The organism is Sphingobium boeckii (genome assembly GCF_014199215.1).
In the GTDB taxonomy this organism is placed as follows: Bacteria; Pseudomonadota; Alphaproteobacteria; order Sphingomonadales; family Sphingomonadaceae; genus Sphingobium_A; species Sphingobium_A boeckii.
Genome location: NZ_JACIJC010000002.1, coordinates 590464 through 610691, shown reverse-complemented (window position 1 = coordinate 610691; position 20228 = coordinate 590464). Strand labels below are relative to the sequence as shown.

Here is a 20228-nt window from a genome sequence, read left to right as displayed (position 1 = left end):
GAGGGACGTGGGTAAAGCGACAAACGTCCCGCGACTGCGCTCGGGACAAACGGTTTTAGGCAGCCGTCTTTACTTCTTCTGGGCCTGCCTCGGCTGGGTCAATAATGCCGCTGCCAGCGCATCGAATGCCGCGCCCGCGGCCGCTTGCTCGATTGCCGTCTCCAGCACGCGATAACTATCGAGCACCTGCCCCCCCAGCGCGGACAGCCGCGCGCCGCCTCCCTTGCTGCCGCCCGCCGCGGTCTCGACCAGCGGCGTCTTCCAGCAGCGATTCATTACATCGACCAGCAGCCAGGTGCGCCGGTAACTCATCCCCAGCGCGCGTCCGGCGGCGGAGATGGAGCCTGTTTCGGCAATCGCAGCGAGCAGCGCGGCCTTGCCCGGCCCCATCGCGATTTCATCCCCGCAATAGAGCTGGGCTTTGAGTTTCAGGCGCGTGGACATCGGATGATGATGGTCGATCCGCGAGGCGGGTTCAAGCAGGACCGGAACAGAAAAAGCCCCGCCGGATTGCTCCGACGGGGCTTCTTGTGGTCCGTCTAACGGAAGGATTTATCCTTCCGCGCCGTCCTCTCCGTTGCTTTCGCCGACGACCGCACCCAGGGGATCATCCCCCGTGTCGGCCTGCACCGGCTGGCGCAGTTCGGCGGCATGTTCTTCAGCCGCCGAGTTCGGCGCGATCAGGCTTTCCTGCCATGCACGCTGGCTGGCGCGGAGCGCTGCGTCGCGGCTGTTGGCCGTGACGCGCAGGCGGTTCATGCCCGCGCCCGTGCCGGCCGGGATGAGACGGCCGACGATCACGTTTTCCTTCAGGCCGATCAGCGTATCCTGCTTGCCCTGAACCGCGGCTTCCGTGAGGACGCGCGTGGTTTCCTGGAACGACGCCGCCGAGATGAAGCTGCGGGTCTGCAGCGACGCCTTGGTGATGCCGAGCAGGATGGGCTTGCCCTGCGCTGGGGTCTGGTTCTTGGGCAGCTTCGAGTTGATCTCGTCCATTTCGACGCGATCAACCTGTTCGCCCGCCAGCAGGGTGGTATCCCCGCCATCGGTGATCTCGACCTTCTGCAGCATCTGACGAACGATCGTTTCGATGTGCTTGTCGTTGATCTTCACGCCCTGGAGACGATAGACCTCCTGGATTTCCGACACGAGATATTCAGCCAAGGGCTCGATGCCGAGCACTTCGAGAATATCGTGCGGATCGGGCGAACCGCCAATCAGATTGTCGCCGCGCTTGACGTAATCGCCTTCCTGCACGTCGATCACCTTGGACTTGGGGATGAGGTATTCGACCACCTCGCCGCCATCCTCGGGCTGGATACCGATCTTGCGCTTCGCCTTGTAATCCTTGCCGAAGACGACGCGGCCCGAGATCTTCGCGATGATCGCGTTTTCCTTGGGCTTGCGCGCTTCGAACAGTTCGGCGACGCGCGGCAGACCACCGGTGATGTCGCGGGTCTTGGCGGATTCACGGCTGGCACGGGCCAGAACGTCACCGGCATGGACTTCAGCGCCATCCTCGACCGAGAGCGTGGTGCCCGAGGTCAGCATGTAGCGGCCGGCTTCGCCCGAATCCTGATCCAGCAGGGTCAGGCGCGGACGGAGATCTTCCTTCGAACGCGTGGGCGCACGATATTCGATCACGACCCGCTGCGCGATGCCGGTGGCTTCATCGGTCTGCTCGGTCAGCGTCTTGCCGTCGATCAGATCCTGATACTTCACGATGCCGGGGTTTTCCGTGATCACCGGCATGGTGAACGGATCCCATTCGGCCAGACGCTCGCCCTTGGTGACCTTCGCGCCATCTTCGATCAGCACATACGCACCGTAAGGAATGCGATGGACCGCACGCTCGCGGCCTTCGCTGTCCAGAATGGCCAGTTCGCCCGAACGCGCGAGAACCACGCGACGGTCGCGCTTGTCGACGATGATGCGCAGATCGCGATATTCGACCGAGCCATCCGACACCGCTTCGAGGTTCGACTGCTCATTGAGCTGCGCCGCGCCGCCGATGTGGAAGGTACGCATCGTCAACTGCGTGCCCGGCTCACCGATCGACTGAGCGGCGATGACGCCGACAGCTTCACCGATGTTGACCGGGGTGCCGCGGGCGAGATCGCGCCCGTAGCACTGGCCGCAAACGCCGCCCACCGTCTCGCAGATCAGCGGCGAGCGGATCTTGACCGACTGGATGCCGATCGCTTCGATCTGGGCGATCATCGGCTCGTCGAGCAGGGTGCCCGCGGTGATCAGAACGCTGTTATCCTTGCTGTCGACAATGTCTTCAGCCGTGGTGCGGCCCAGCACGCGCTCACCGAGCGACGCGATGGTGGAACCACCTTGGATGATCGCCTTCATTTCAAGCGCGCGTTCGGTGCCGCAATCCTCTTCGACAACGACGCAATCCTGCGACACGTCGACGAGGCGGCGGGTCAGATAACCCGAGTTTGCGGTCTTCAACGCCGTATCCGCGAGACCCTTGCGGGCGCCGTGGGTGGAGTTGAAATATTCAAGGACGGTCAGGCCTTCCTTGAAGTTCGAGATGATCGGCGTTTCGATGATCTCGCCCGAAGGCTTGGCCATCAGGCCGCGCATACCGGCGAGCTGCTTGATCTGGGCGGCGGAACCACGGGCACCCGAATGCGCCATCATGTAGATCGCGTTGATCGGGGCTTCGCGGCCATCCGGGGTCTTCTTGACCGCCTGGATTTCCTTCATCATCGCGGCGGCAACCTGATCACCACAGCCCGACCAGGCATCGATGACCTTGTTATACTTTTCCTGCTGCGTGATCAGACCGTCCTGATATTGCTGCTCGAAATCCTTCACGAGATCGCGGGTCTTATCGACCAGGCCGACCTTCGAATCCGGAATGATCATATCGTCCTTGCCGAACGAGATGCCCGCCTGGAACGCGTGGCGGAAGCCCAGCGCCATGATGGCATCGGCGAACAGCACGGTCTCTTTCTGGCCGGTGTGGCGATAGACGATATCGATGACGTCGCCGATTTCCTTCTTGGTCAGCAGCCGGTTGACGGTTTCGAACGGCACCTTGTGGCTCTTGGGCAGAGTCTCGCCGAGCAACATGCGGCCCGGGGTCGTCTCATAGCGCTTGAGATACTGTTTGCCCTCTTCATCGGTCTGCGGAACGCGGCTGATGATCTTGGTGTGCAGCGTCACGGCCTTGGCATTCAAGGCCTGATGCACTTCCGACATGTCGGAGATCAGCATCCCTTCGCCGGGCTCGTTTTCCTTGAGCATCGAGAGGTAATAAAGGCCGAGGACCATATCCTGCGAGGGGACGATGATCGGCTTGCCGTTGGCGGGCGAGAGGATGTTGTTGGTGGACATCATCAGCACGCGCGCTTCCAACTGCGCTTCGAGCGACAGCGGAACGTGGACGGCCATCTGATCGCCATCGAAATCGGCGTTGAAGGCCGAGCAGACCAGCGGGTGAAGCTGGATCGCCTTGCCTTCGATCAGCACGGGTTCGAACGCCTGGATGCCAAGACGGTGAAGCGTGGGCGCGCGGTTCAGCAGAACCGGATGCTCGCGGATCACTTCGTCCAGAATGTCCCAGACTTCCTTGCGTTCCTTTTCGACCCACTTCTTGGCCTGCTTGAGGGTCATGGAGAGACCCTTGGCATCGAGGCGGGCGTAGATGAACGGCTTGAACAGCTCGAGCGCCATCTTCTTCGGCAGGCCGCACTGGTGCAGCTTGAGCTCAGGACCGGTCACGATGACCGAACGACCCGAATAATCGACGCGCTTGCCGAGAAGGTTCTGACGGAAGCGGCCCTGCTTGCCCTTGAGCATGTCGGACAGCGACTTCAGGGGACGCTTGTTGGCACCCGTGATCGTGCGACCGCGACGGCCGTTATCGAACAGCGCATCGACGGCTTCCTGCAACATGCGCTTTTCATTGCGCACGATGATGTCCGGCGCGCGGAGCTCCATCAGGCGCTTCAGGCGGTTGTTGCGGTTGATCACGCGACGATAGAGATCGTTCAGATCCGAAGTCGCGAAGCGGCCGCCGTCCAGCGGCACCAGCGGGCGCAGCTCGGGCGGGATCACGGGGATCACTTCGAGGATCATCCACTCGGGGCGGTTGCCCGAATCGATGAAGCTCTCAACGACTTTCAGGCGCTTGATGATCTTCTTGGGCTTCAGCTCGGACTTGGTGACCGCCAGCTCTTCCAGCAGCTCCTTGCGTTCGCCTTCGAGATCCAGCTCTTCGAGCATCCGGCGCACGGCTTCGGCACCGATCCCGGCGGAGAAGGCGTCTTCGCCATATTCATCCTGCGCGGTCAGCAGCTCGTCTTCGGTCATGAGCTGGAATTTCTCGAGCGGGGTCAGGCCCGGCTCGATCACGATATAGGCCTCGAAATAGAGGACGCGCTCAAGCTGCTTGAGCTGCATATCGAGCAGCAGGCCGATGCGCGACGGCAGCGACTTCAGGAACCAGATGTGCGCGACGGGGGCGGCCAGCTCGATATGGCCCATACGCTCGCGGCGGACCTTGGAGACGGTGACTTCAACGCCGCACTTTTCGCAGACGATGCCCTTGTATTTCATGCGCTTGTATTTGCCGCACAGGCATTCGTAATCCTTGATCGGACCGAAGATGCGCGCGCAGAAGAGACCGTCACGCTCTGGCTTGAACGTGCGGTAGTTGATGGTTTCGGGCTTCTTGATCTCGCCGAAGGACCAGGACCGGATGCGCTCCGGAGAGGCGATCCCGATCTGGATCTGGTCGAAGGTTTCCGGCTTGGCGACCGGGTTTGCGAAATTGGTCAGTTCGTTCATGGTTTGCTCCAATTCCCCTCCCGCGAGCGAGAGGGGTAAGGGGTGGGCATTCTTAAATCCTGCGAAGGTGGGTCAGGCCCACCCCCGGCCCCTCCCGCAAGCGGGAGGGGAGAAGGGCATTACTCTGCAGCGATGGCTGGATCGTCGGTGTTTTCGGCGACCGAATTCAGTTCGACGTTCAGGCCCAGCGAGCGCATTTCCTTGACGAGCACGTTAAAGCTCTCGGGAATGCCGGCCTCGAAGGTGTCGTCGCCCTTGACGATCGCTTCATACACCTTGGTGCGGCCGACCACGTCATCGGACTTCACCGTGAGCATTTCCTGCAGCGTGTAAGCGGCACCGTAAGCCTGGAGTGCCCAGACTTCCATTTCACCGAAGCGCTGTCCGCCGAACTGCGCCTTACCACCCAGCGGCTGCTGCGTGACGAGCGAATACGGTCCAATCGAACGGGCATGGATCTTGTCGTCCACAAGGTGATGCAGCTTGAGCATGTAGATATACCCAACCGTGACCTTGCGATCGAACGTGTCCCCGGTGCGACCGTCGAACAGCTCCACCTGGCCGGACGTATCCAGCCCGGCAAGGCTGAGCATGGCTGAAACGTCCGCTTCGCGGGCACCATCGAACACCGGCGTCGCCATCGGCACGCCATTCTTCAGCAGCTTGGCCATATCGACGATTTCGGTAGCGGTGCGCGCCTCGATCTCGGCATGGTAGGTTTCGCCATAGACGGTCTTGAGACGATCCACGACCGCCTGGGGCGGAACGCCGCCATGGCCCTCGGGGTTGGCTTCGCGCCAATCTTCCAGAGACTTCGTGATCTGCTGACCCAGGCCGCGCGCGGCCCAGCCCAGATGGGTCTCGAAGATCTGGCCGACGTTCATGCGCGAAGGCACGCCCAGCGGGTTCAGCACGATATCGACCGGCGTGCCGTCCGCGAGGAACGGCATGTCTTCCTGCGCCAGGATGCGCGAGATGATGCCCTTGTTGCCGTGACGGCCGGCCATCTTATCGCCCGGCTGCAGCTTGCGCTTCACCGCGACGAACACCTTGACCATCTTGAGCACGCCCGGCGGCAGTTCGTCGCCACGCTCCAGCTTGTCGCGGCGATCTTCGAACTTGTCGACAATCACCTTCACGGCTTCATCATATTGCGCCTTCACGGCCTCAAGATCGGCCTGGCTCTTGTCGTCCTGAACGGCGAATTTCCACCATTCGTGACGCTCGACTTCCTCAAGCAGAGCCTCGTCGATCTCGATGCCCTTCTTGACGCCCTTGGGCGCGGCAGTAGCGATCTGACCGAGCAGCATTTCCTTCAGACGCGACCAGGTGGCGCGGTTGAGGATGGCGCGTTCATCGTCGCTATCCTTCTTCAGGCGCTCGATTTCCTCACGCTCGATGGCCATGGCGCGCTCGTCCTTGTCGATGCCATGACGATTGAACACGCGGACTTCGACGACCGTGCCGGCCACGCCCGGCGGCAGACGCAGCGAGGTATCGCGCACATCCGAAGCCTTTTCGCCGAAGATCGCGCGAAGGAGCTTTTCCTCCGGAGTCATCGGGGATTCGCCCTTGGGCGTGATCTTGCCGGCGAGAATATCGCCCGGCTCGACCTCGGCACCGATATAGACGATGCCCGCTTCGTCGAGGTTGCGAAGTGCTTCCTCGCCGACGTTGGGGATATCGCGCGTGATGTCTTCAGGCCCGAGCTTGGTATCGCGTGCGGAGACTTCGAACTCCTCGATGTGGATCGAAGTGAACACGTCGTCCTTCACGATGCGCTCGGAGATCAGGATGGCATCCTCATAGTTATAGCCATTCCAGGGCATGAACGCGACGAGCGTGTTGCGGCCCAGTGCCAGCTCACCGAACTCGGTGGAAGGACCATCGGCGATCACATCACCGGGGTTCACCACTTCGCCCACCTTCACCAGCGGACGCTGGTTGATGCAGGTGTTCTGGTTGGAACGCTGGAACTTCATCAGCGTGTAGATGTCCACGCCGGACTGGCCAGCGGCGACTTCGCCGGTGGCGCGGATCACGATGCGGGTGGCGTCCACCTGATCGACGATGCCGCCGCGCTTGGCAGCGATCGCAGCGCCGGAATCGCGGGCCACGGTCTCTTCCATGCCGGTGCCCACGAAGGGCGCCTCGGCGCGGACGAGCGGCACGGCCTGACGCTGCATGTTCGAGCCCATCAGTGCGCGGTTGGCGTCATCGTTTTCCAGGAATGGAATGAGCGATGCGGCAACCGAAACGAGCTGCTTGGGGCTGACGTCCATCAACGTGACGTGATCGCGCGGTGCCATCAGGAATTCGCCGGCTTCACGCGCCGAGATCAGATCCTCGACGAAATGGCTGTCGGCATCCAGCTCGGCGTTCGCCTGGGCGATCGTGTGCTTGGCCTCTTCCATGGCGGAGAGATAGACCACGTCGCGCGTGACCTTGTGATCGACGACCTTGCGATACGGCGTTTCGATAAAGCCATATTTGTTCACGCGGCTGAACGATGCGAGCGAGTTGATCAGGCCGATGTTCGGGCCTTCCGGTGTCTCGATCGGGCAGATGCGGCCATAATGGGTCGGGTGAACGTCGCGGACTTCGAAGCCCGCGCGCTCGCGCGTCAGACCACCTGGCCCAAGCGCCGACACGCGGCGCTTGTGGGTGACTTCGGACAGCGGATTGGTCTGATCCATGAACTGCGAAAGCTGCGACGAACCGAAGAATTCGCGGACAGCGGCCACGGCGGGCTTCGCATTGATCAGATCGTTCGGCATCACGGTGGACACGTCGACCGACGACATGCGCTCCTTCACGGCGCGCTCCATGCGCAGCAGGCCGATGCGATACTGGTTTTCAAGCAGCTCGCCCACGGAACGGACGCGACGGTTACCGAGGTTATCGATATCGTCGATTTCGCCCTTGCCGTCCTTCAGGCCCACCAGCGTCTTCACGACGGCCAGAATGTCTTCGCTGCGCAGCGTGGTCACCGTATCTTCGGCGTCCAGATCGAGGCGCATGTTGAGCTTCACGCGGCCCACGGCCGACAGGTCATAGCGCTCGGGATCGAAGAACAGCCCGGCAAACAGCGATTCCGCGGTTTCCTTCGTGGGCGGCTCGCCAGGACGCATGACGCGGTAGATGTCGGACAACGCCTGATCGCGGTCTTCTGCCTTGTCGGCCTTCAGCGTGTTGCGGATCCACGGGCCGATATTGACGTGATCGATATCGAGCAGTTCGATGCGATCGACGCCGGCCTTGTCCAGCTTTTCGAGATTTTCAGGCGAAACTTCGTCACCGGCTTCGACATAGATCTCGCCAGTGGCTTCGTTGATCAGGTCGAGCGCCGAATAGCGGCCGAAGATTTCCTCGGTCGGGATCAGCAGGCCTTCGAGGCCATCCTTGGCGGCCTTGTTGGCGGCGCGCGGCGAGATCTTCTGGCCGAGCGGGAAGATCACTTCGCCCGACTTGGCATCGACCACGTCGAACACGGGCTTCTGGCCGCGCCACTGATCAGCGACGAAAGGCACCTGCCAGCCGCCCTGACCACGCACATAGGTCACGGTGTTGTAGAATTCGTTGAGGATTTCCTCCGAATTCAGGCCCAGCGCATAAAGCAGGGCGGTCACGGGCAGCTTGCGCTTGCGATCGATGCGGACGTTCACAATGTCCTTGGCGTCGAATTCGAAATCGAGCCACGAACCGCGATACGGGATCACGCGCGCTGCGAAGAGATATTTGCCCGAAGCATGGGTCTTGCCACGGTCATGATCGAACAGAACGCCCGGCGAACGGTGCATCTGCGATACGATCACGCGCTCCGTGCCGTTGATCACGAAGGTACCGTTGCCCGTCATCAGGGGCATGTCGCCCATGTAGACGTCCTGCTCCTTGATATCGAGCACCGAGCGGGTTTCGGTATCGGCATCCACCTCGAACACGATCAGGCGCAGCGTGACGCGCATCGGCGCGGCATAGGTGATTCCGCGCTGGCGGCATTCCTCGGTGTCGAACTTGGGATCTTCAAGCTCGTAATGCACGAAATCCAGCTCGGCCGTGCCGGCGAAATCGCGGATCGGGAACACGCTGCGCAGCGTCTTTTCCAGGCCGGATACATAGCCCGTCTTGGGATCGGAACGCAGGAACTGTTCGTAGGATTCGCGCTGCACCTCGATCAGGTTCGGCATCTGCACGACTTCGTGGATGTTGCCGAAAACCTTGCGGATGCGCTTTTTCGCGGTCGCGGGAGCCGATTTGGTCGCCATGTCGGTTTCTTGCCTCGTGATTATAAAGCGTGATTCGTCAGAATTCTGTCGCGCGAAAACACAAAAAGCCGCAGGTCTTCCGGCAAGGAAAACCGCAGCTTTCAGCGTCTAAGATGCCTCAACCCCTCTATTCGACCGATGCGCTGCGCGACGGCGCATCATTTCCCGAAAGGCTGTGGTGAAGACGCCCATATAGAGAGCGTGTTGGAGAAAGGGAAGGGGGATCGGCGCAGATCGTGATTGCGCGCCGATTCATCGGACCATCGGTGTTATCAAACATTTTGCCGCAATTCCGAGGCTGGGGCGAGACCGAATCCGGGTTCCACTCATTTTCAACCCGTTATGAGAGAGGAAACCGAAATGGCTCACCCCCGCGCCCTGGCTTTGCTTCTTGCGGCCGCCGCGCTCCCCATCACGCCAGCCCTCGCACAGGAGGCTCCTGCCGCAACGCCCGCGCCGGTCACCCCGCCACCGGTCGTCAGTACGACTACAGCGCCGCCGGCCGCCGGCCCGGCTGCGTCATCCACGCCGCGGATCGTGATGATGCCGGCGAAGGAAGTTGCGCAGCCTTTGCCGACGCCCGACGTTCAGCCGGCCGCGCAACCCGCACCCCGCGCCGCGCGACCCGCCGCCCGCACGGTCAGGGCCGAAGCTGCACCGCGCACTATTCCGGCAACGCCAGTCGCTGCGCCGGACGCCCCAGTGTCAGATGCTGTGGTCACGCCCGTCCCGGTCACGCCGACGGTTGTCGAACCCGCACCCGATCCGGTGCTGGCCACGCCAACCGAAGCCGCGCCGGATACCGCGCCCCCTGCGGAGGTGGCCAATAACGATGCGCCGGTATGGCCATGGATCGTCGCCGCGCTGGCGGCGATCGGGTTGATCGGCATGTTCTTCGCGCGCCGTCGCCGGAGCGTCGACGAGGATTATTACGATGAAATGGTTTCCGAGCCGGTCCATGTGGCGCCGGTTGCCGCAGCGCCGCTGATGGCTGCGCCCATAGTCGCTCCAGCGCCGGTGGTTGAAGAGGTTTCGATCACGCCGTCCAATGAAGCCGAGGTCGATGCGATCATGGCAGGTGCTGCGCCGACCGGCGACCGTCCCTGGATCGAACTCGGTCTCCGTCCGATCCGCGCGGGCACGGACGCCCATGACGCGATCGTCGAATTCGAGCTGACGGTCGGCAATGCGGGTTCGGTGCCTGCCGAGGATGTGCGCATTTCGACATGGATGTTCACCGCGGACCCGGCACTGTCGGACAATGAGCGGATGATGATCACCGCGCCTGCCAATTCGGCACTGACCGAACTGACGATCGCGCCGGGCGACGGCAAGCGCGTGGACACGGCGATCGCCTTGCCCAAATCGGGTGTGCACGCCGTAAGCAGTGAAGGCCATGCCGCATTCCTGCCAGTGGTCGGAGCGGAAGCGCGCTATCGCCTGCCCGATGGCAGCGAGGGCCGTATTGCCGCCTCCTTCGCCATCGGGATGCCACAGGGCGAGGGCGAGGGCCTGGCACCGTTCCTGATGGATGGTGCGCCGGACATGCAGGATAATGTCGAGGCCCGCTTATATGGTGATCTCGAACGCGCCTGATCGCTTTGTAATCAACGCATAGAAAAAGGGCGGCACCATCGCTGGTGCCGCCCTTCCTTTTCTTGTCCGAAATTTCGGAGAAGACGATTACTTGAGTTCGACGGTCGCGCCGGCTTCTTCAAGCTGCTTCTTGACCTTCTCGGCCTCGTCCTTGGAAACGCCTTCCTTGACGGCCTTAGGCGCGGCTTCAACGAGCGCCTTGGCTTCAGTCAGGCCCAGACCGGTGATGGCGCGGACTTCCTTGATGACGTTGATCTTCTTGCCACCGTCGCCGGTGAGCACGACGTCGAATTCGGTCTGCTCTTCAGCAGCCGGAGCTGCAGCGCCGCCGCCAGCAGCAGGCGCAGCAACAGCGGCAGCAGCCGAAACGCCCCACTTTTCTTCAAGCAGCTTCGAAAGCTCAGCCGCTTCGAGAACGGTCAGAGCCGAAAGGTCGTCGACGATTTTGTTAAGGTCAGCCATTTTAAGTCTCCATGCGGGGCCAAAGCCCCATCAGTTCAGGTGTTAAGGTCGGTTCAAGCGGCTTCTTTTTCCGCATGTGCGGCAAGAACCCGGGCAAGCTGTGCTGCCGGTGCCTGCGTGATGGTTGCGATCTTGGTCGCAGGTGCCACGATGAGCCCCACGATCTTGGCGCGCAGTTCATCAAGCGACGGCAGCGAGGCAAGTGCCTTCACGCCGTCCGCATCGAGAAGCGTATCGCCCATCGCGCCACCCACGATTTCCAACTTGTCGTTGGTCTTCGCGAATTCAACGATCACCTTTGCAGGTGCCACCGGATCGATGGAGGTCGAAAGCGCCGTCGGCCCCGTCAGCATGTCGCCGATGGGAGCGTATTGCGTGCCTTCGATTGCGAGCTTGGCAAGCTTGTTCTTGGCTACTTTGAAGCTAGCGCCTGCTTCCCGCATCTTCGTGCGCAGATCCGTCGACTGGGCGACGGTCAGCCCGAGATTGCGCGTGATCACGACCACGCTGGTCTCGGCGAAGGTAGCATTCAGTTCGGCGACCAGCTCAGTTTTTTGAGCACGATCCATGCCATTCTCCACTCAATTCCCGGCTCCGCACCGTGCGAAACCGGCAAACCCGCGTCATCAGCGCACGCCAAAGCGCACACGGAAACCGCGGGGCATTCATCCGAGGGGAAGGGTCACCTGCTCCAGGAGCAGAGCCGAAACGACGCGCATTCGCGCAGCCGCAAGGGCATTAAAACTTTTCCCCGTCTAGGCTGGAAATTAAGAGGGGCAAATCCCCCTCACCAACTGTCTCGGACGGCGATCATCGGGCGAACCCGGTGATCAGAGCGAGGTGCTTAGCAGAAAGTGGGGCGGGGTCAAGGTTTGGGTGCGGGCAGGGGATGTGATGGCACGATCGCGAATTCGAGGTTCGATCCTGCCGCGCCTAACGTCCATTATAGCAACGATTTCAATATTTAAGTTGAACATGAGAATAAAACATTAAAAGATTATTAATGCTCAAAACCGATTCGAAAGCTTCGCTATTTAATGATCTTGCAATTTCACCCCTCGATTTGCCACCATCGGGATATAACGACGTCGAAAATCGTGAGAGGGGCAGAGACGGAGAAAACAGGAAATCTGGTTCTCTTTTCCTTGTTCTGCCTCTGCCGATATACAATGTAGAGGGGCGTTTTTTTATAGAATCTCAAGCGTGCAATGGATTGAGATTATGGCTGGAAAATTTTGACTTTGTCACGCTTTGCAATCCAATGGTCTGCGTTTCAGAAGCGCCGAATAATACATTGCCCGTTAAAGAGATGCTGGGATTTGAAAATCTCAAACTTGCGCCACTTCCGGCATCATGGGGTCTGGCGCAGTTCGTTAAGCGACTTCCGTTAGCGATCAAGCAATTGTCATCTCTCATCGCAGAGCACCAGCATCTTTGCTTCGCCATCGGTGGGTTATGGGGGGATTGGGCGGCGGTGGCTGGTTTGCTTGCAAATCGCAAAGAACGAAAAGCTGCTATCTGGACGGATCGGGTAGAGTCCCAAATAAAATTGCAAGAGGCGAGAAATTCAAATGGGCTGAGGTTTCTGTACAGGCATGTGATTGCCGAGTTGCTCAAGCGGCTTGAGCGCGCCGTCATCAGTCGCAGTGCCATGGGTCTGTTTCACGGCATGGACACCTATCAAGCTTATTCGCAATTCAGCCCATCTCCCCACTTGGTGCACAATGTCCATCTGGGGCCGGATTCCCGCATAAGGTGGGAAACGCTTGGCAGAAAGATGCGCCAGATCAACAAACCGATCCTGAAGATCGCATATTGCGGCCGGGTGCATCAGGAAAAAGGCGTTTTTGAATGGATTGAAACGCTGAAAATCCTGTTGAGTCGCGGTATTCAAATAGATGCAAACTGGTTTGGTGAGGGCCCGGAACTAGAAGTTGCGCGGTCGATTGTGTTGGCAGCGGGTCTTGAAAAGAAAGTGAAATTCAAGGGGCACCTCGCGGGCAGGCAAATTCTGCTGAGGCAGATACAGTCGGCGGACATATTCATGTTTTGCCACAAAAGCGCGGAATCGCCACGATGCTTGATAGAGGCACTGCTTTCGGGGACACCCATCGTAGGATTTGGAAGCGCCTATTCTCGTGATCTTATCAAAAATCGCGGTGGTGGTTTGATGACGCCCATGGACCCCGTCATGCTGGCTGATGCCATTGAAGATTTGTATCGGAACCAGGCCAAGCTGAAACGGATGACGCATATGGCGGCGCTCGATGGATATAGGTTGATCGACGAGAGCGTCTTCAAGCATCGATCCGATCTCATCAAATCCCTGCAATCTCTGTAACGCAACGCGCGCTGTAAGCTGATCGACTTTCACGAGCGTCGGGCAACGTCCCCAACAAAAAAGGGCCGGAGTTTCCTCCGGCCCTTTTCGTTTGTTCTGTCGCCCGATCAGGCGGCGGAGACTTCCGACGTGTCGACCTTGAGGCCTGGCCCCATGGTGGAGCTGACGGCGATCTTCTGGAGATATTTGCCCTTGGCGCCCGACGGCTTGGCCTTCACCACGGCGTCAACCAGCGCATCGAAATTCGCACGAAGGTCTGCGGCGGGGAACGATGCCTTGCCGATGCCCGAATGGATAATACCGGCCTTTTCGACGCGATATTCAACCTGGCCACCCTTGGCGGCCTTCACGGCTTCGGCGACGTTCATCGTGACCGTGCCGAGCTTCGGGTTTGGCATCAGGCCCTTGGGACCGAGAACCTTGCCGAGACGGCCGACGAGGCCCATCATATCGGGCGTGGCGATGCAGCGATCGAATTCGATCTTGCCGCCCTGAACGATCTCGAGGAGATCTTCGGCACCAACCACGTCCGCACCAGCGGCGCGAGCTTCGTCAGCCTTGTCGCCCTTGGCGAACACGCCGACGCGCACGGTCTTGCCGGTGCCCTTGGGCAGGGTCACCACGCCACGAACCATCTGGTCTGCGTGGCGGGGATCGACGCCCAGGTTCAGCGCGACTTCGATGGTCTCGTCGAACTTCGAGGTTGCATTGGCCTTGGCCAGCGCAATCGCCTCGTCAACGCCATGCAGCTTTTCGCTGTTGATGGTCTCGGCGAGCTTCTTCGCCTTCTTGCTTACGAATGCCATGATATCAGCCCTCCACCACTTCGAGGCCCATCGCGCGTGCGGAGCCTTCGATGATCTTCGTCGCGGCTTCGAGATCGTTCGCGTTCAGATCCTTCATCTTCATCTCGGCAATCTCGGCGAGCTTGGAGCGCGCGATCGTGCCTGCGGAAATCTTGCCGGGTTCTTTCGAGCCCGATTTGAGGCCGGCAGCCTTCTTGATCAGGAAGCTCGCCGGGGGCGTCTTCGTGACGAAGGAGAAGCTGCGATCCGCATAGACGGTGATGACCGTGGGAATCGGCATGGCCTTTTCCAGATCGCCCGTCGCAGCGTTGAACGCCTTGCAGAATTCCATGATGTTGACGCCGCGCTGGCCCAAAGCAGGGCCGATTGGCGGGGAGGGGTTTGCGGCGCCCGCGGGCACCTGGAGCTTGATATAGCCCGTAATCTTCTTAGCCATTGTTCACTCACTCTGTTGCTGGCCGGATCGCCGAAGCGGCCCGGCCGGTTCAAGTTTAGCGGTTCAAGCGACGATCCCAAAAGACCGTCTCCCGCGATATTCCCGTGCCCCGGCTTGCGCCGGGACACGGTCTGGATCAGGGCCGTCACCCTGATCCAAATCTCTTTATTTCGCCCGTTCGACCTGCTCGAAATCGAGCTCGACGGGGGTGGCGCGACCAAAGATCGACACCGAAACCTTGACCCGGTTCTTTTCGAAATCCAGTTCTTCGACGACGCCGGTGAAGCTGGCGAAAGGCCCGTCGAGCACCTTGACCTGATCACCGATCTCGTAATCGATCCGGATCTGCGTCTTGGGCGCGGCTGCGGCCTCCTCCTTGGTGTTGAGGATGCGCGCGGCTTCGGCTTCGGTGATCGGCTGGGGCTTGCCCATCGAACCCAGGAAACCGGTCACCTTCGGCGTGTTCTTCACCAAGTGATAAACGTCGTCGTTCATTTCGAGCTTGGCGAGGACATAGCCGGGAAAGAACTTCTTTTCCGACTGGATCTTTTTGCCGCGGCGCACTTCGGTCACCGTCTCGGTGGGCACTTCGACCGAATCGATGAGCTGTTCGAGGCCCATGCGATTGGCCTCGCTCATGATCGCGTCACGGACCTTGTTCTCGAAGCCCGAATAGGCGTGGATGATGTACCAGCGCGACATGCGTTTCCCTAAATACCGGTGCTCAGCTTACGAGGCCGAGCAGACCCTTTACGATCGCACTGAATGCGGAATCGATCCCGAAGAAGAACAAGGCGAGGATCGTGGTCATGATGACCACCATCACCACGGTCATGATCGTTTCGCGGCTGGTGGGCCACACCACTTTCGCGGTTTCGGCCCGGACCTGCCGGATGAACTCGCTCGGGTTGACCTTTGCCACGCGTTTCACGCCCTTCTTCATTCAAACAAACAGCGACAACGAGGCCAGTGGCCGCTGTCCGGTTCTTCAACCGTGCGACCTTGACCCCGCTCTCATATTCCCGGTTCCTATACCGCGCGTGCCTTGAAAAGCAAGCGTGGCAGGGGCGGAGGGACTCGAACCCACGGCCCTCGGTTTTGGAGACCGATGCTCTACCAACTGAGCTACACCCCTAGGATCGGGAAGAGCGCGGACATAGCGAGCGTGTGCGCAGGACGCAAGGCTGGACTCGCATGATGATTGCGAAAAGAGTTCACGCGGCCGAGCGGCGGCGGCTGGCGGTGGCGATAAGCTCGCGGGCGTCCTCGGCGGGCATCGGCCGACCGAAGAGATAGCCCTGGACCTTGGTGCAGCCCAATTCGCGGATCAACTGGAACTCGTCCTCGGTTTCCGCGCCTTCGGCCGTGGTGGTCATTCCCAGACTGTCTGCCATCGCGACCACGGCGCGGATGATCGCCAGGCTCTCCGCGCTCTTCTTGGCGGCACCCTGAACGAAGCTGCGGTCTACCTTGATCGTGGAGAATTGGGTCTTGCGCAGATAGCCGAGCGATGAATAGCCCGTGCCGAAATCGTCAAGCGCCAGCTTGATGCCGAGGCCCAGGATCTGGTCGAGCACGGCGATGGCACGCGTGCCTTCGCGCAGAAACACGCTTTCGGTCACTTCCAGCTCGAGCCGGCTCGGCGACAGCCCGGAATGCGCCAGGGCGGAGACGACCGACGTCACGAAATTGGGATCGTTCAACTGTTCGGGCGATACGTTCACCGCGATGCGCACGTCGGCGGGCCAATTGGCGGCCTCCATGCAGGCGGTGCGGAGCACCCATTCGCCGATCGGGGTGATCAGGCGGGCCTCCTCGGCCACGGGAATGAATTTATAGGGCGGGATCACGCCCTTTTCCGGGTGGGTCCAGCGCAGCAGCGCTTCGAAGCCCACCACGCGGGTGTCATTCGCCATCACCACCGGCTGATAGGCCAGATGCAACTCGCCCTTTTCCAGCGCGGTGCGCAGCCAGATTTCCAGCGTGCGGCGCTCTTCGGCATCGGCATGGAGCTGTGGCTCATAGCAATGATGCGCGCCGCCGCCCGCATCCTTGGAGCGGTAAAGCGCCAGATCGGCGCTGCGGATCAGCATTTCGGCGGTGCGGCCATCCTTGGGGCCGATCGCGGTGCCGACGCTGGCACCGATATACAGGGTATGCTGATCCACCTCATAGGGGCGGGACAGTTCGGCGATGATCTCGCCCGCCAGCGCTTCCAGACGGGCCAGATCGCCGCCATCCCGGATCACCACGGCGAATTCGTCGCCGCCGATGCGGCCGCACAATTCGTTTTCGGTCATCAGCGCGCGCAGGCGGCCAGCCACCACGGTGAGCAATTTGTCTCCAGTCGGATGGCCCAGCGTGTCGTTCACCGCCTTGAAGCGATCGAGATCGATCATCATGAACGCGCAATGCCGGTTCCAGCGATCGGCCTCGTCCATCGCGCGGACCAAGGTCTCGTTAATCAACATGCGATTGGGCAGGCCGGTCAGCGTGTCATAGCGCGCCAGGCGATTGATCTTGTCAGCAGAATCCCGCTGCTCGGTCACATCCGATCCCACGCCGCGGAAACCAAGGAAGGTGCCGCGTTCGTCGGTGCGCGGCGAGGCCGACAATTCCCACCAGCGGGTGACGCCATTGATTTTCACCGGCAGGATGAGGTTCGAGAAGCTCTCTCGCCGCTTCAATTTTTCCGCCAGATCGCGCAGGCCGGATGCGAAATTGCCTGCCTGCCAGGTGTCCCCGGCCAGCACCTGGAGCAATGGCTTGCCATCGAGATCGGCCAGCGTGAGTTCAAGCGCGGTGGCAAAGCGCGGCGATACATGGGTAAGGCAGCGGGCGGCATCGGTCTGCCAGAGCCAGTCAGCGCCGCTATCCTCGAATTCGCGCAGCAACAGGCTGACGACCTCTTTCTTCTCCGCCAGCGCCAGTTCGGATACGAGCGTCTCCACGAAGCGCCGCCCGCTGATGAGCGAGGTCGTCAGCAACAGCGCGCAAAAGATGAACGAGGTGCCGGCGATCAGCGCCAGTCCCGCAAAATGCGTCATGAGGATCATGGCCAGGCCGGAAATGCCCAGAAAGATCATCGTGGCGAGCGGGAGGGCTGTCAGCATGAAGGCCGAACCGGTCATCAGCGCAGCGAGGATCGTCCAAATCGCGAAAACGGTGGCGGGTGGCGTGCCGGGGGCCAGGAAGAGCGTGGGGATGGCCCACATGCCGCCGACGAGCACCGAATTCAGCGTTTCGCGATGAAGTTCGGCCCGCGTGGCGGAATTGCTCTTCCATTCGCGCACGCGCCAACGCGCGGCGGCGATATGGATGTTGAGCAGCACGGTGGCACCCGCCCAGCCATAAAGCACCGGCGACGCGATGTGCGCGCGGAGCGCGATGACGAGAAACGTCAGGCCGCAGAGATTGGTGAAGAGCCGGACGAGCGCGCGGTCCTGCACGCACGCTAGCTGCGCGGCGCGAATCGCTCCCCAATCGAGTCCCGGCGGGTTGGTCAGGCCCAAAAGCGCCCGCCAGCCGATCCTCGTTGTCGCGTCTTGATTCCCCGATGTACTTTCCACACTCTGCGGATAGCCCGAAGTGGTTAGCGATCAGTTTAACTCTTGAAAAAAAACTATGGAAAATTGTTAAAAATGCGGGACTTTGCCGTTAAACGCACAGCGCGCGATACTAAGTATCTTTCGGGCACTGCCGCCACGCCTCAGGCGGCAATGTCGAACGGCTGGATTTCACCCGACAGATACAGGTTGCGTGCCTTGGCGCGGCTGAGTTTGCCGGAACTGGTGCGCGGCAGGGTGCGCGGCGGCACGAGTTCGACGACGCAATTCATGCCGGTGATCGAGCGCACCTTTTCACGGATTTCATTGCGCAGCCGCAGGCGCTCCGCATCGTCGGTGGTGCGGCAATGCACCAATACGGCGGGGGTTTCCTCGCCGCCCGGCGTGGTGATCGCGAAAGCGGCGATATCGCCCGCCTTAAAGCCGGGAAGCTGTTCCACCGCCCATTCGATATCCTGTGGCCAGTGATTCTTGCCATTGATGATGATCATGTCTTTCGCGCGGCCCACGATATAGACGTAACCATCGGACATGTAGCCCATATCGCCGGTATCCAGCCAGCCATCGGCCAGGCAGGCATCGGTCGATTCGGGGTCGCGGAAATAGCCGACCATCACCGACGGACCCTTGCACCAGACCTTGCCAATCGCCTTTTCGGGCAGTGGCGTGCCATCTTCCTCACGGATCTGCACCGCCATGTCGCGGCAGGGCTTGCCGCAATTGACGATCGCGCGATAGCGCTGCGGGCGATCGGCATTGCCGGCGGCGCCCGAAAGCTCGGTTTCCTCCACCAGTTCGACCCGAATGCCTTCGCCGGGCGGCATGATGGAGACGGCCAGCGTCGCTTCGGCCAGGCCATAGCTGGGCACGAAGGCCGACGCCTTGAATCCGGCATCGGCGAACGCATCGACGAAGCTCTGCATCACATCGGGGCGGATCATGTCGGCCCCATTGCCGGCCACGCGCCAGCGTGACAGATCGAAGCGATCCACTGCCTTGGTCTGGCTGGACATGCGGCGCGCGCAGATATCGTAGCCGAACGTGGGCGAATAGCTCATCGACGTGCCGGGATTGCGGCTGATCAGATCGAGCCACGCCAGCGGACGGCGCGCAAAATCCTCGGTCTTGAGATAATCGGTGGATACCTGATTGGCGACGGGGGAGAGCAGGCAGCCGACCAGTCCCATGTCGTGATACCAGGGCAGCCAGGAAATGCAGCGATCCGTATCGCCCAATTCCATCCCGTGCGAATGCGCGGCCAGATTGTTGAGCAAGGCGCGATGCGTGATGATCACACCATGCGGAAAGCGGGTCGATCCGCTGGAATATTGCAGATAGGCGATATCGTCGGCAGAGGCTGCGGGCAGCGATGCCTCGGGCGCGGGGCGCTGGGCGAACCCTTCCCAATCAAGCCCTTCGACGCCACAGGCGGCCGCGGCGTCCCCGGCCATCGCGGCCAGTTCATGCGGGTAAAACAGCATCTTGGCGTCCGAGCTGCGCAATTGCACGCTGAGCTGATCGATATAGGAATCGCGGCCGCCGAATGATGTGGGCAAAGGCAAGGGCACCGGCCAGGCACCGGCATAGACCGCGCCGAAGAACAAAGCGGCAAATTCAGCGCCCGTCTCCGCGACCAGCGCGATGCGGTCTTGCGGCTTGACGCCATGCGCGATCAGCCGGCGTGCGGCCTGAATCGCGTCGTGACGCAAATCGGCAAAAGGATAGGGCCGCGCCAGATTGCCGCGTGGATCATGGAAATTCAGCCCGCGCTTGCCCGCGGCCGCATAATCGAGCGCCTCGCCCAGCGTTTCGAAATCGGAATAGCGGCGGGGCAGGGCATCGTCGGTCGGGGTTGGGGTCAAGATCAAATTGGGGTTATCCATCGAAGCGGCCTTCACAGCGGGCATTGCGGTTTCGATTACGCCAGTCATCTCGCAATCCTCCCGTCCA

13 protein-coding genes and 1 tRNA gene are annotated in these 20228 nt (G+C 61.0%); 2 read left to right on the top strand and 12 right to left on the bottom strand.

The genetic code is table 11. The annotated features are described in order from the left end of the window. Nucleotides 1-69: 69 nt before the first annotated feature. The 3 genes from FHS49_RS08105 to rpoB form a co-directional block, all read right to left on the bottom strand. A complete protein-coding gene (locus FHS49_RS08105) occupies nt 70-444 on the bottom strand; it encodes a winged helix-turn-helix domain-containing protein (protein ID WP_184017095.1) in 375 nt (124 codons plus the stop codon). Nucleotides 445-552: 108 nt separating this feature from the next. Then, a complete protein-coding gene (rpoC, locus tag FHS49_RS08100) occupies nt 553-4806 on the bottom strand; it encodes a DNA-directed RNA polymerase subunit beta' (protein WP_184017093.1) in 4254 nt (1417 codons plus the stop codon). A 119-nt stretch (nt 4807-4925) separates the two neighbouring features. Further along, the gene (gene rpoB, locus FHS49_RS08095) at nt 4926-9071 is read right to left on the bottom strand and encodes a DNA-directed RNA polymerase subunit beta (protein ID WP_184017091.1); all 4146 of its coding nucleotides are present in this window, start codon (nt 9069-9071) and stop codon (nt 4926-4928) included. Nucleotides 9072-9431: 360 nt separating this feature from the next. Here rpoB and FHS49_RS08090 point away from each other — a divergent pair, with 360 nt between their 5' ends. After that, nucleotides 9432-10667, top strand: coding sequence for a hypothetical protein (locus tag FHS49_RS08090; protein ID WP_184017089.1), 1236 nt, complete (start codon nt 9432-9434; stop codon nt 10665-10667). Between the two features lie 87 nt (nt 10668-10754). On the opposite strand, the gene rplL is transcribed toward FHS49_RS08090, so the two are convergent. Together rplL and rplJ are read right to left on the bottom strand one after the other, a co-directional pair. Continuing rightward, nucleotides 10755-11129 carry a 50S ribosomal protein L7/L12 gene (rplL, locus tag FHS49_RS08085; protein WP_184017087.1) on the bottom strand — a complete coding sequence of 125 codons (375 nt, stop codon included), beginning with the start codon at nt 11127-11129 and terminating at the stop codon, nt 10755-10757. A 53-nt stretch (nt 11130-11182) separates the two neighbouring features. Continuing rightward, nucleotides 11183-11698, bottom strand: coding sequence for a 50S ribosomal protein L10 (rplJ, locus tag FHS49_RS08080; protein WP_184017085.1), 516 nt, complete (start codon nt 11696-11698; stop codon nt 11183-11185). Between the two features lie 434 nt (nt 11699-12132). Here rplJ and FHS49_RS08075 point away from each other — a divergent pair, with 434 nt between their 5' ends. After that, nucleotides 12133-13470, top strand: a complete 1338-nt coding sequence (locus FHS49_RS08075) for a glycosyltransferase (RefSeq protein ID WP_184017083.1) — start codon at nt 12133-12135, stop codon at nt 13468-13470. Between the two features lie 107 nt (nt 13471-13577). On the opposite strand, the gene rplA is transcribed toward FHS49_RS08075, so the two are convergent. The 7 genes from rplA to FHS49_RS08040 form a co-directional block, all read right to left on the bottom strand. Then, nucleotides 13578-14276 (bottom strand): 50S ribosomal protein L1, encoded by a 699-nt coding sequence (gene rplA / locus FHS49_RS08070; protein WP_184017081.1) that lies wholly within the window; start codon nt 14274-14276, stop codon nt 13578-13580. Nucleotides 14277-14280: 4 nt separating this feature from the next. After that, nucleotides 14281-14712, bottom strand: a complete 432-nt coding sequence (gene rplK, locus FHS49_RS08065; RefSeq protein ID WP_184017079.1) for a 50S ribosomal protein L11 — start codon at nt 14710-14712, stop codon at nt 14281-14283. A 165-nt stretch (nt 14713-14877) separates the two neighbouring features. Next, complete coding sequence (gene nusG / locus FHS49_RS08060; RefSeq protein WP_184017076.1) at nt 14878-15414, bottom strand: transcription termination/antitermination protein NusG; 537 nt, start codon at nt 15412-15414, stop codon at nt 14878-14880. 22 nt (nt 15415-15436) lie between these two features. Then, a complete protein-coding gene (secE, locus tag FHS49_RS08055; protein WP_184017455.1) occupies nt 15437-15634 on the bottom strand; it encodes a preprotein translocase subunit SecE in 198 nt (65 codons plus the stop codon). A 137-nt stretch (nt 15635-15771) separates the two neighbouring features. Further along, nucleotides 15772-15847: transfer RNA gene (locus tag FHS49_RS08050), tRNA-Trp, on the bottom strand. A 79-nt stretch (nt 15848-15926) separates the two neighbouring features. Continuing rightward, nucleotides 15927-18281, bottom strand: coding sequence for a putative bifunctional diguanylate cyclase/phosphodiesterase (locus FHS49_RS08045; protein WP_343052933.1), 2355 nt, complete (start codon nt 18279-18281; stop codon nt 15927-15929). Between the two features lie 140 nt (nt 18282-18421). After that, on the bottom strand, nt 18422-20185 hold the full coding sequence (locus FHS49_RS08040) for a fatty acyl-AMP ligase (RefSeq protein WP_184017451.1): 1764 nt from the start codon (nt 20183-20185) through the stop codon (nt 18422-18424). Nucleotides 20186-20228: the final 43 nt, after the last annotated feature.